Source organism: Streptomyces sp. NBC_00122 (assembly GCF_045160845.1).
Taxonomy (GTDB): domain Bacteria; phylum Actinomycetota; class Actinomycetes; order Streptomycetales; family Streptomycetaceae; genus Streptomyces.
In genome coordinates this window covers 1523714-1535231 of record NZ_CP108191.1, presented here as the reverse complement: position 1 = coordinate 1535231, position 11518 = coordinate 1523714, and the positions used below count along the sequence as shown (strand labels likewise).

General features: G+C 72.6%; 11 protein-coding genes. 6 read left to right on the top strand and 5 right to left on the bottom strand.

What is annotated here, in order from left to right; all coding sequences use genetic code 11:
• Positions 1–2: 2 nt before the first annotated feature.
• On the bottom strand, positions 3–1085 hold the full coding sequence (gene cobT, locus OG737_RS07265) for a nicotinate-nucleotide--dimethylbenzimidazole phosphoribosyltransferase (protein ID WP_405681430.1): 1083 nt from the start codon (positions 1083–1085) through the stop codon (positions 3–5).
• Positions 1086–1270: 185 nt separating this feature from the next.
• Positions 1271–2485, bottom strand: coding sequence for a bifunctional adenosylcobinamide kinase/adenosylcobinamide-phosphate guanylyltransferase (locus OG737_RS07260; protein ID WP_405680038.1), 1215 nt, complete (start codon positions 2483–2485; stop codon positions 1271–1273).
• A 103-nt stretch (positions 2486–2588) separates the two neighbouring features.
• Here OG737_RS07260 and OG737_RS07255 point away from each other — a divergent pair, with 103 nt between their 5' ends.
• The gene (locus OG737_RS07255) at positions 2589–2801 is read left to right on the top strand and encodes a hypothetical protein (RefSeq protein WP_328925307.1); all 213 of its coding nucleotides are present in this window, start codon (positions 2589–2591) and stop codon (positions 2799–2801) included.
• 46 nt (positions 2802–2847) lie between these two features.
• On the opposite strand, the gene OG737_RS07250 is transcribed toward OG737_RS07255, so the two are convergent.
• Together OG737_RS07250 and OG737_RS07245 are read right to left on the bottom strand one after the other, a co-directional pair.
• On the bottom strand, positions 2848–3555 hold the full coding sequence (locus tag OG737_RS07250) for a methyltransferase domain-containing protein (RefSeq protein WP_328925306.1): 708 nt from the start codon (positions 3553–3555) through the stop codon (positions 2848–2850).
• A gap of 140 nt (positions 3556–3695) precedes the next feature.
• On the bottom strand, positions 3696–4304 hold the full coding sequence (locus OG737_RS07245) for a DUF3043 domain-containing protein (protein ID WP_328930244.1): 609 nt from the start codon (positions 4302–4304) through the stop codon (positions 3696–3698).
• Positions 4305–4584: 280 nt separating this feature from the next.
• Here OG737_RS07245 and OG737_RS07240 point away from each other — a divergent pair, with 280 nt between their 5' ends.
• Both OG737_RS07240 and OG737_RS07235 read left to right on the top strand, forming a co-directional pair.
• Positions 4585–5376, top strand: a complete 792-nt coding sequence (locus OG737_RS07240) for a PspA/IM30 family protein (RefSeq protein ID WP_328925305.1) — start codon at positions 4585–4587, stop codon at positions 5374–5376.
• Between the two features lie 13 nt (positions 5377–5389).
• Positions 5390–5668: a PspA-associated protein PspAA gene (locus tag OG737_RS07235; RefSeq protein ID WP_328925304.1), complete on the top strand. Its 279-nt coding sequence runs from the start codon at positions 5390–5392 to the stop codon at positions 5666–5668.
• Between the two features lie 86 nt (positions 5669–5754).
• Here the strand turns inward: OG737_RS07235 and OG737_RS07230 are convergent, their stop codons facing one another.
• Positions 5755–6528, bottom strand: a complete 774-nt coding sequence (locus OG737_RS07230) for a hypothetical protein (protein WP_328925303.1) — start codon at positions 6526–6528, stop codon at positions 5755–5757.
• Between the two features lie 70 nt (positions 6529–6598).
• Here OG737_RS07230 and cobS point away from each other — a divergent pair, with 70 nt between their 5' ends.
• The 3 genes from cobS (at position 6599) to OG737_RS07215 (ending at position 11512) form a co-directional block, all read left to right on the top strand.
• Positions 6599–7420, top strand: coding sequence for an adenosylcobinamide-GDP ribazoletransferase (gene cobS, locus OG737_RS07225; protein WP_328925302.1), 822 nt, complete (start codon positions 6599–6601; stop codon positions 7418–7420).
• Positions 7421–7457: 37 nt separating this feature from the next.
• Positions 7458–8192 carry a response regulator transcription factor gene (locus OG737_RS07220; protein ID WP_328925301.1) on the top strand — a complete coding sequence of 245 codons (735 nt, stop codon included), beginning with the start codon at positions 7458–7460 and terminating at the stop codon, positions 8190–8192.
• Between the two features lie 176 nt (positions 8193–8368).
• Positions 8369–11512, top strand: coding sequence for an efflux RND transporter permease subunit (locus OG737_RS07215; protein ID WP_405921310.1), 3144 nt, complete (start codon positions 8369–8371; stop codon positions 11510–11512).
• Positions 11513–11518 lie beyond the last annotated feature (6 nt).

The window sequence follows — 11518 nt, the reverse complement described above, 5'->3', positions numbered from 1 at the left end:
GCTCACTCCGTCGGCTCCTGCGCCGCCATCCCCCAGACTCCGTCCGGGGGTACCCCCACCGGGAGTTCCGCCGCGAGTGCGGCGGCCGCCTGGACCAGGGGGAGTGCCAGCAGCGCACCGGTACCTTCGCCCACTGTGACGCCGTGGTCGAGCACAGGGTTGAGTGCCATCCGGTCCAGGGCCTTCGCCTGGCCGGGCTCGCCGCTCGCCTGACCGGCGAGCCACCAGTCGGGAGCGCGGAACGCGGCGCGCTGGGCCACCAGACCGCAGGCCGCCGAGACGACGCCGTCGAGGATGACCGGCGTACGGCGCACCGCGCACTGGAGCAGGAAACCTGTGATGGCGGCCAGGTCGGCGCCGCCGACCGCGGCCAGCAGCGCGACCTGGTCGCCGAGGACCGGCCGGGCCCGGCGGAGCGCGTCGCGGATCGCCGCGCACTTGCGCATCCACGCCAGGTCGTCGATGGGCAGGCCGCCACGGCCGGTGACCACGGAGGCGTCGGTTCCGCACAGGGCGGCGACGAGGGTGGCCGCCACCGTGGTGCCGCCGACGCTGAGATCGCCGAGCACGACCAGGTCCGTACCGGAGTCGGCCTCCTCGTCGGCGATGCGGATCCCGAGCTCCAGGGCGGCCCGGGTCTCCTCGACGGTGAGCGCGTCCTCCACGTCGATCCGGCCGCTGCCGCGCCGGACGCGGTGCCTGACCACGTCCTCGGGCAGCAGCCCGGGGTCGCAGTCGAGCCCGGCGTCGACGATCCTCACGGTGGCGCCGAGCCGCCCGGCCAGGATCGAGACGGGGCTGGCCCCGTCGAGCACGGCCCGCACCAGCTCGTGGGCGGTGGAGGCGGCCCGGGCGGAGACGCCCTCGGTGGCGATCCCGTGATCGGCGGCGAACAGCACCACGCGGGGGCGCTCGATCGGCTTGACCGGCACCTGCCCCTGCGCGGCGGCGAGCCACTCGGCGAGGTCGTCGAGCCGGCCCAGCGCGCCGGGCGGTACGGCCAGCCGCTCACGGCGTTCCTCGGCGTCACGCCGGACGCCCCCGTCGGGGCGCTCGATCAGATCGGAGAAGTCGTCGAGATTCAGCGTGCTCATCTGCCAGAGAGTACAGCCGGTGAGGCCCTCCCCTCAGGGGGTGTCCCGGTGCCGGCCGGGCCTCGGGGCACCGAGGCGGACGCCGGCACGACGAGGGGCGCGCCCGGCAGCGGACCCACCGTCAGTTCCTCGTCGTGCCAGGCCGACAGCACGATCGTGACCACCGGGACGCGGCATCACCGCGGCAGTTCCTTGAGGACCAGCGGCTGCCCCGCGACGACGAGGAGCACGTGCTCGCACTCCTGGGCCACCGCGTTGTTGAGACGGCCCAGCTCGTCACGGAAGCGACGGCCCGAAGACGTCGCCGGGACGATCCCCGCACCCACCTCGTTGCTGACGAGCACCACCCGGCGGCGGGTCGCGCGCAGCGCCGCCACCAGCTCGGCGGCCCGGTCGCGCAGCTGCTGCTGCCCGTGCCTCGCCCACTCCGCGTCGTCCCAGGCTCCGGCCCGGTCCATCGCGTCCGTCAGCCACAGGGCGAGACAGTCGACCAGCAGCGGCGGTCCTTCCTCCGCGAGCAGCGGGACCAGTTCGCAGGTCTCCAGCGTCCGCCAGCGCGCCGGCCGGCGCTCCCGGTGCAGGCCCACCCGCTGGGCCCACTCCGAGTCACCGTCACGGGTGCCGCCGGTGGCCACGTAGACGACCTCCGGGAAGGACTCCAGCCGCCGCTCCGCCTCGAAGGACTTGCCGGAGCGGGCCCCGCCCAGCACCAGCGTCCGGCGCGGCAGGTCCGCCCCCGCGTGGTACTCCCCGACGATCACGGTGGTCCCGTCCGGCACCGCCCGGGCCCCGGCGGACGCGCACCGGCGCTCCAGCTCCCGGCCCGGCGGGGTGTCATGGTCGATGTGGACGGCGATCACGTCCGTGGCCGGGCCCACCGCGCCGGTCGCCCGCAGCCGGGCGAGGGCCTCGGGCCGTCCCAGCACGTCGGCGAGGACCACGTCGTACGGACGCAGCCCCGTGGTCCCGTCGGTTCCCGAAGGGGCCCCGCGCGGCGGCAGGTACAGCAGCCGGCCGCCGTCCGGGCCGGTCACCTCGTACCCGGTGCCCGGCGCGTCCATGGGCACGGCCCGCACCCGGTGCCCGGAGATCACCGACAGCTCCCGACCGTCCGGCACCCGCCCCGCGGCCGGCAGCCCGGGCGGCAGCTCCAGGGCGGGCCCGTTGTGCGGGTGGGTCAGCAGGACCTGCCGTACGCCGGCCAGCGAATGCCCGGCCCGGGCGCCGGCCAGCACCGCCCCGGGGGTCAGGTCGAGCAGCAGGGCCCCGTCGACGAGGACGGCCGTGGCGGCGCGCGCCCGCGTGCCGACGGAGACCGCGCAGGCCGCACAGGGGCAGCCGGGGCGGGGCAGGCCTTCGGGTGTGCCGGTGCCGAGCAGAGTGAGTTCCACAGGATGATCCTCCCGCGTCGCCGAGACTGCTGCGCGCCCGGTTACTCTGCGGGCAGACTCAGGTGAGAAGCGTGCGAGCAGCGGACGAGCAACGGAGGCGGACATGGCGTGGACGTGGCGGTTCGAGACGGCCGAAGGCACCGAGACGAGCCCGTCGGTGGTACCGGAGGAATTCACCACGCAGGGGGACGCGGAGTCCTGGATCGGTGAGTACTGGAAGGACCTGCTGGAAGGTGGCGTCGAGCAGGTCAAGCTGTCCGACGACGCCGGGACCGAGCTCTACACGATGAGCCTGCGCGCGGCCCTGGAGGCCTGAGCCGCGGCCTGGGCCGCCGGGTCCGTACCCGGCGGCCGGTGGCGGGTCAGCCCCGTACGCCGCACAGGTGGAGCAGCGCGGCCACGCCGCGGTAGGGGTCGGTGCGCCCGGCGCGTTCCTCGGCGGCCAGCAGCCGCTCCAGCTCGTCCTCGGGCGGGAGGCTCTCGCCGGCCTCGGTGCCGTCCGTGAAGACGCGTACGCCGTACCAGGCGCCCAGCGGAGCACCGATGCCGTTCAGCGTGGCCGTCAGCCCGGCCAGCCGGTCGGCCCGTACGTCCAGGCCCAGCCGGTTCTTGTAGTCGACGCTGTCGAAGGCGGCCAGCGTGCCGTCCCAGTCACCGCCCAGCCCGGGCCGCATGGCGAGAGCGTCGCCGTTGCGCACGAGCAGGGACAGCAGTCCGCCGGGCGCCAGCATCCGGGCGAGCCCGGCGAGCATGGCGTCCGGCTCGGGCACGTACATCAGCACGCCGTGGCACAGCACGACGTCGAAGCTGCCCGGCAGGAAGTGGGCGCCGGTCTCGCGGCCGTCGCCCTCCATGAGCTGGACCCGGTCGCGGATCCCGGCGGGTTCCGCGTCCAGCGCCTCACGGGCGACGGCCAGCATCCCCGGGTCCTTCTCCAAACCGGTCACCTTGTGCCCGGCGCGGGCGAGGCGCAGCGCCTGGGTGCCCTGGCCCATGCCGACGTCGAGCACGCGCAGCCGCTGCCCCACGGGGAAGCGGTGCGCGATCTGCTCGTCGACCTGCCGGCCCACGAGTTCCTGGCGGACGGCGTTGCGCAGTCCGCCCAGGCCCTCCAGCCACAGGCGGGCTCCCCCCGGGCCTCCCCAGGAGAAACCTTCCCCCGACCCCTCCGATGCCTGCGACGCCCCCGACGCTCCGGGCGTCCCTCCGGTCAGGGCCGTTCCCCGCGCTTGACCTGCGGCTTCGGCAGGCGCAGCCGGCGCATCTGGAGGGTGCGCATGAGGCCGTACGCGACCGCGCCGCGGCGGGGCTCGTTCGGGAAGCGCTCGTTCAGCGCCTTGCGAAGGCGGAACACGAGGCCGATGGAGTCGAGGATGATCAGCGCGATCACGCCGAGCCACAGCATCAGTGCGATGTTCTGGATCGACGACACCCGCACCATGCTCAGCACCAGGATGATCACTGCCAGCGGCAGGAACATCTCGGCGACCGAGAAGCGGGAGTCCACGTAGTCGCGGACGAACCTGCGGACGGGGCCCTTGTCACGCGCGGGCAGGTAACGCTCGTCGCCGTTGGCCAGCGCTTCGCGCTGCTTGGTCATCTCTGCGCGACGGCGCTCGCGGGCTCGCTTGGCATCCTCCTTGCGGTTGCCGGTCGAGGCCACCACGGCCTTGCGCTGCGACTGGGCCACAGCACGCTTCGGCGTAGGGCGGCCCTTCGGGGCCTGCGGGTCACGGGGCTGCGAGAGGTCGGCGCTCACCTTGTCGGTGGCGGCGGCCTTCTCTTCCTTGGAGGAGCGGCTACCAAACACAAAACCCAAGCCTACGTGGTTGCGGGCATGGGCCCCACCCCGGCGGGGAACGATCCGGCAACGGCGGGCGTCTTCCCATTGCAAGGTTCGTGCCACGGGCGCGCTCCCGGTACCGGGGTACCGGTCGGGGGCTCACCTACTCCTCACGCCTGATACGGCGAGGACGCAGTCGTCCTGGAGGAGGAGCGCATCCGTACTCGAACAGTGCGGTAATGGAGACAGGGCCCGTACTGTGGGTTCTGTTGGTGACCTGGAGCACAGTCCGTCTAGAAGGGGGCGCGCGAAGCCCATGAGCGGTGTCATGAAGCGTATGGGGATGATCTTCCGCGCGAAGGCGAACAAGGCCCTGGACCGGGCCGAGGACCCGCGCGAGACCCTCGACTACTCGTACCAGAAGCAGCTCGAACTGCTTCAGAAGGTGCGCCGCGGAGTCGCCGACGTGGCGACCTCCCGCAAGCGTCTGGAACTGCAGCTGAACCAGCTCCAGGGGCAGTCCGCCAAGCTGGAGGACCAGGGCCGCAAGGCCCTCGCCCTGGGCCGCGAGGACCTGGCCCGCGAGGCCCTGTCCCGTCGCGCCTCGCTCCAGCAGCAGGTCAGCGACCTGGAGGTGCAGCACCAGACCCTGCAGGGCGAGGAGGAGAAGCTCACCCTCGCCGCGCAGCGCCTGCAGGCCAAGGTGGACGCTTTCCGGACGAAGAAGGAGACCATCAAGGCCACCTACACCGCGGCGCAGGCGCAGACCCGCATCGCGGAGTCCTTCTCCGGCATCTCCGAGGAGATGAGCGACGTCGGCCTGGCCATCCAGCGGGCCGAGGACAAGACCGCCCAGCTCCAGGCCCGCGCCGGCGCGATCGACGAGCTGCTGGCCTCCGGGGCCCTGGACGACCAGTCCGGTCTGGCGAGGGACGACATCCAGACCGAGCTGGACCGCCTGTCGGGCGGTACGGACGTGGAGCTGGAGCTCCAGCGGATGAAGGCGGAGCTGGCGGGCGGCCCGTCCGCGCAGCAGCAGGCCATCGAGGGCGGCGCCCAGGGCGCCGGCCAGCAGCCCCAGACCCAGCACCGCTTCGACAAGCAGTAGGACGGGGTCCGTCATGATTGTCCGCATCATGGGGGAAGGACAGGTGGAGCTGGCTGACAGCCACTTCGCCGAGCTCAACAAGCTGGACGACGACCTGCTCGCGGAGATGGAGAGCGGCGACGAAGAGGCCTTCCGGCGCACGCTGGGCGCGCTGCTCGAAGCCGTACGGCGGCTCGGCGTGCCGCTGCCCGACGACGCGCTGGAGCCGTCCGAGCTGATCCTGCCCGCCCCGGACGCGAGTCTCGACGAGGTCAGGGAGATGCTCAGCGACGACGGCCTGATCCCGGGCTGACCGGCGCCCCCGGTGAGCGGCCGAGTGCGGTACGACGGCGGGCCCGCCCCCCTTCCCGGGGGCGGGCCCGCCGTCGTACCGCGTCCTCACTGCCCGGGCGGCTTCTCCACGGCCGCCGCCCGCTCGGGGTCGGGGGTTCCGCCGATGAAGTTCTCGAACTTGCGGCGCGGCCCGGCCCAGCGCCGGTCGTGGTGGAAGGCGCGCAGGCCGGCCTTGGCCCGGGCGTGCGGGCGGTTCGCGTAGAACCTCTTCGCGTACGGGGACCCAGGCCGGGCCAGCCGGATCGCGCCGACCAGCGCCACCAGGGGGACCACCGTGCCGAAGATCGCGGTCCGCGCCTTGCCCTTCCACAGGGCGATCAGGGCGAGGAAGAAGTTGGTGGCGGTGTTCATGACGACCAGCCCGCGGCTCTGCCGCTCGTCGGGCGTCAGTTCGTTCACCCCGAAGGGCAGGAAGCCGCCCAGGACCAGGGCCACCAGCGCGGTCGTCAGGACCACGATCTCCACGCTCTTGCGGCCCTGCTCGCTCCAGTAGACGTCGTCGAGGTGCAGGATCAGCGCGAACTCGTCGAGCACCAGGCCCGCCCCCAGCCCGAAGATCACGGCGGAGACCATCGCGCCGAAGCCGTACCCGCCGGTGCCGACCGCCCCGAAACCGCCGATGATCACCAGGATCACCCCGGGCACCACGTGGTGGATGTGCATGCCGCCGGGGGTGACGTTCTTGAACGGCCCCCGTCCGGCCCGGATCAGGCGGGTGATCACGCGGGTGACCAGGAACGACGTCACGAAGGACAGCAGGGCGAGCAGCAGTGGCAGCTTCCCCGGTTCGACGATGTTCCGATACCACCAGTGACCCATCCCACTGACTCCCTGTTTGGACCGTAATGGGTAATTTACCGCCCGTGGTGAGCGGGTAGCGTTCGCGCCGATGACAGATTCGTTCGATGATCCGATCCTGACGCCGCCCCCGGAACGCGCCTCGTTCCCCGACGGCGTCCGCTTCGCGTTCGGCACCCTGACCGTGCTGCCCGCCCGCATCACCCGGTGGGACCGCCCCGCCGCACGCACCGGCATGGCCTGCGCACCGCTCGCCGGGCTGGTCGTGGGCGTGCTCGCCACCGTGCCCGGGGTGCTCCTGCTCGTACTCGGCGGGGGCCCGCTGCTCGCCGCGGCCGTCACCGTCGCCGTACCGGCCGCGCTGACCCGGGGCCTGCACCTGGACGGACTCGCCGACACGGCGGACGGCCTGGGCAGCGCCAAACCGGCAGAGGACGCGCTGCGGATCATGAAGCAGTCCGACATCGGCCCCTTCGGCGTCGTGGCCCTGGTGATCACGATGCTGGTGCAGGTGGCCGCCCTGTCCGACGTGTACGCCGACAGCTGGATCCGCGGCGCCCTCGCCGCCGTGACCGCCGCCGTGACCGCCCGCCTCGCCATGACCCTCGCCTCCCGCGAAGGAGTCCCTCCCGCCCGCCCCGAGGGACTCGGCGCGGCGGTCGCCGGGGTGGTCCCGCACGCCGCGGCCACCGTGATCGCCGCCCTGACCGTGGCGCTGGCCGCCACGGCCGCCCTCCCGCTGGGCCTCCCGGCCGCCGGCCGGCACGCGGCCGCGGTCCTGGCCGCCCTGCTCGCCGCGGAACTGCTGCTGCGCCGCTGCGTCCGCCGCTTCGACGGGGTCACCGGCGACGTCTTCGGAGCCCTGGCCGAGGTCTCCGCGACCACCGCCCTGATCGTCCTCGCCCTGGGCTGACCCGGCCCGGCCGCGCGGGCCCGCGTACCCTCACCCCGTGGACCACACTCCGACGGACCAGACCCCCGCGCCCGGCGCACCGATCAAGGTCCTGCTCGCCGACGACCAGGCTCTGCTGCGCAGCGCCTTCAAGGTGCTCGTGGACTCCGAGCCCGACATGGAGGTCGTCGGGGAGGCCTCCGACGGGGCGCAGGCCTACGAGCTCGCCCGGCGGACGCGCGCCGACGTCGTGCTGATGGACATCCGGATGCCCGGCACCGACGGGCTCGCCGCCACCCGCATGATCAGCCGCGATCCGGAACTCGCCGCCGTGCGCGTGGTGATGCTGACGACCTTCGAGGTCGACGAGTACGTCGCCGCCGCCCTGCGGGCCGGCGCCTCCGGCTTCCTCGGCAAGGGCGCCGAGCCCGAGGACCTCCTGAGCGCCATCCGGGTCGCGCACGCCGGCGAGGCCCTGCTCTCCCCGGCCGCCACCAAGGGGCTCATCGCCACCTTCCTCGCCCAGGGCGGCGGCGCGGACCCGGCCGCCGCCGCGGCCGCCGCCGGATCGCACGCGCAGCGGCTCGCCGCGCTGACCGTCCGGGAGCGCGAGGTCCTCGTACACGTCGCCGCGGGGCTGTCCAACGACGGGATCGCCGGACGGCTGGAAGTCAGCCCCCTCACCGTCAAGACCCACGTGAACCGGGCCATGGCCAAGCTCGGCGCCCGCGACCGTGCCCAATTGGTGGTCATTGCCTACGAATCGGGACTGGTCCGGCCGCGCGCCGAATAGCGGGCGGCGGTACGGGGCAGTGCGGGGCAGTACGGATCTGTACGGAGTAGTGCGGCGTACTGCGGACGCGGTATGCCGCAGATAAGGACAGGACCTGCGAGCGACGCAATCGCGCCGCGGCGTACGAAAGGCTGAAACTGCCCTCGCGTTCGCCACTGCAGAGAGATCTCATACCCATGTCCTGGCTGTCCCGCTTCAGCCTTGCCCAAAGGGCGTTGATCGGCCTCGTGTCGATCGTCGCGCTCCTCTTCGGCGCCATAGCCATCCCGCAGCTCAAGCAGCAGCTGCTGCCCTCCATCGAACTCCCGATGGTCTCCGTGCTCGCGCCGTACCAGGGCGCCTCGCCCGACGTGGTGGAGAAGCAGGTCGTCGAACCGATCGAGGCCATGCTCAAGGGCGTCGACGGCATCACCGGCATCACCTCCACCGCCAGCGAGGGCAACGCTCTCATCATGGCCACCTTCGACTACGGCGACAGCGGCACCAAGCAGCTCGTCGCCGACGTCCAGCAGGCCGTCAACCGGGCCCGCGTCCGGCTGCCCGCCGAGGTGGACCCGCAGGTGGTGGCCGGTTCCACCGACGACATCCCGACCGTCATCCTCGCCGTCACCTCCGGCAAGGACCAGCAGGCCCTCGCCGACCAGCTGGAGCGCTCCGTCGTCCCCGTCCTCTCGGACATCGAGGGCGTCGGCCAGGTCACCGTCGACGGCGTCCAGGACCTCCAGGTCACCGTCACCCCCGACAACGCCAAGCTCGCGGCCGCAGGCCTCGACGGCGCCGCCCTCGCCCAGGGCCTCCAGGCGGGCGGCGCGACCGTGCCGGCCGGCTCCTTCGACGAGGAGGGCAAGAACCGGACCGTCCGCGTCGGCGCCGGCTTCACCTCCCTCGCCCAGGTGGAGGACCTGCGCCTGAGCCCCGCACCGGGCAAGCCGGCGGTCCGGCTCGGCGACGTCGCCACCGTGAAGCAGGAGGCCGCCAAGGCCGTCTCCATCACCCGGACCAACGGCAAGCCCAGCCTCGCCCTCGTCCTCACCATGGACAAGGACGGCAGCGCCGTCGCCATCTCGGACGCCGTCAAGGACAAGCTCCCCGAGCTGCGTTCCACCCTCGGCTCCGGCGCCGACCTGAACGTCGTCAGCGACCAGGGCCCGGCCGTCGCCAAGTCCATCTCCAGCCTCACCACCGAGGGCCTGCTCGGCCTGCTCTTCGCGGTGATCGTGATCCTGGTCTTCCTGGGCTCGCTGCGCTCGACGCTGGTCACCGCGGTCTCCATCCCGCTGTCCGTCGTCCTCGCGCTCATCGTGCTCTGGACCCGCGACCTGTCGCTCAACATGCTGACGCTGGGCGCCCTCACCATCGCCATCGGCCGTGTCGTCGACGACTCGATCGTGGTCCTGGAGAACATCAAGCGCCACCTCGGCTACGGCGAGGAGCGCGAACAGGCCATCCTCACCGCCGTCAAGGAGGTGGCGGGCGCGGTCACCTCCTCCACGCTCACCACCGTCGCCGTCTTCCTGCCGATCGGCCTCACCGGCGGCATGATCGGCGAGCTCTTCGGCTCCTTCTCGCTCACCGTCACCGCCTCCCTGCTGGCCTCGCTGCTCGTCTCGCTCACCGTGGTGCCGGTGCTGTCGTACTGGTTCATGAGCACCCCGAAGGGCGTGAGCGCAGGGGACGCCGAGAGCGCCGCCCGGGCGCGGCGCGAGGCCGAGGAGAAGGAGGCGCGCAGCCGCCTGCAGAAGCTCTACGTCCGCGTCCTGGGCTTCGCCACCCGCCGTCGCCTGACCAGTGTGGTGATCGCGGTCGTCGTCCTCGTCGGCACCTTCGGGATGACCCCGCTGCTGAAGACCAACTTCTTCGACAAGGGCGAGCAGGAAGTCCTGACCATCAAGCAGGAGCTGGCCCCCGGCACCTCGCTGGCCGCCTCCGACGAGGCGAGCCGCAAGGTCGAGGGAGCGCTGGCCCAGGTCGACGGCGTCAAGAGCTACCAGGTCACCGTCGGCTCCTCCGGCTTCCTCGCGGCCTTCGGCGGCGGTACGGGCTCCAACCAGGCCTCGTACCAGGTCACCCTGAAGGACTCCGGCAAGGCGGACAGCGTCAAGGAGCAGATCGAGGGCAAGCTGGCCGCGCTCGACGGCATCGGCGAGACCCGTATCGCGTCGGGCGACGGCTTCGGCAACCAGAACCTCAGCGTGGTCGTCAAGGCCGGTGACGGCGAGGTCCTCGCCAAGGCCGCCGAGCAGGTGCGGGCCGAGGTGGCCACGCTGAAGAACGTCACCGACGTCCAGAGCGACCTCTCCCAGTCCGTGCCCCGGATCTCGGTGACCGCCACGCCCAAGGCGGCGGACGCCGGCCTGAACCAGGCCGCGCTCGGCGCGATCGTCGCGCAGGCCGTACGGGGCAACCCGGCGGGCAAGGCCGTCCTGGACAACACCGAACGGGACATCGTCATCAAGTCCGCCCAGCCGGCCACCACCCTGGCGCAGCTGCAGGCCCTCCCCGTCGGCCCGCTCAAGCTCGGCGACATCGCCGAGGTCAAGGTGGTCCCCGGACCGGTCGCGATGACCCGGATCGACGGCGCCCGCGCCGCCACCGTCACCGCGAAGCCGGTCGGCGACAACACGGGCGCGGTCAGCTCCGAGCTCCAGACGAAGCTCAAGGCCCTGGACCTGCCGGAGGGCGCCACGGCCTCCATCGGCGGCGTCTCGGAGGACCAGGACGAGGCCTTCGGCTCGCTCGGCCTGGCCATGCTCGCGGCCATCGCGATCGTGTTCATGCTGCTGGTCGCGACGTTCCGCTCGCTGATCCAGCCGCTGATCCTGCTGGTCTCCATCCCGTTCGCGGCGACCGGCGCGCTCGGCCTGCTGATCGCCACCGGCACCCCGATGGGCGTCCCGGCGATGATCGGCATGCTGATGCTCATCGGCATCGTCGTGACCAACGCGATCGTCCTGATCGACCTGGTCAACCAGTACCGCGCCCAGGGCCTGGGCGTCGTCGAAGCGGTCATCGAGGGCGGCCGGCACCGCCTGCGCCCGATCCTGATGACGGCCCTGGCGACGATCTTCGCGCTGCTCCCGATGGCGCTGGGCGTCACCGGGGAGGGCGGCTTCATCTCCCAGCCGCTCGCGGTCGTGGTGATCGGCGGCCTGGTCAGCTCGACCCTGCTGACGCTGCTCCTGGTGCCGACCCTCTACACGATGGTGGAACTGGGCAAGGAGCGCCGCCGCGCGAAGCGGACGGCCAAGCGCGAGGCCCGTCTGACGGTGGTCCCGGCACAGTCGTCCGCCCAGGACGACGAGACGCCGGCCACGGTCTGACCGCTC

What these genes read in the sequence shown, in the direction of transcription:
- OG737_RS07230 (WP_328925303.1), bottom strand. Translation starts at nt 6,528, where the DNA reads ATGGGTCACTGGTGGTATCGGAACATCGTCGAACCGGGGAAGCTGCCA.
- OG737_RS07255 (WP_328925307.1), top strand. Translation starts at nt 2,589, where the DNA reads ATGGCGTGGACGTGGCGGTTCGAGACGGCCGAAGGCACCGAGACGAGC.
- OG737_RS07215 (WP_405921310.1), top strand. Translation starts at nt 8,369, where the DNA reads ATGTCCTGGCTGTCCCGCTTCAGCCTTGCCCAAAGGGCGTTGATCGGC.
- cobS (WP_328925302.1), top strand. Translation starts at nt 6,599, where the DNA reads ATGACAGATTCGTTCGATGATCCGATCCTGACGCCGCCCCCGGAACGC.
- OG737_RS07240 (WP_328925305.1), top strand. Translation starts at nt 4,585, where the DNA reads ATGAGCGGTGTCATGAAGCGTATGGGGATGATCTTCCGCGCGAAGGCG.
- OG737_RS07235 (WP_328925304.1), top strand. Translation starts at nt 5,390, where the DNA reads ATGATTGTCCGCATCATGGGGGAAGGACAGGTGGAGCTGGCTGACAGC.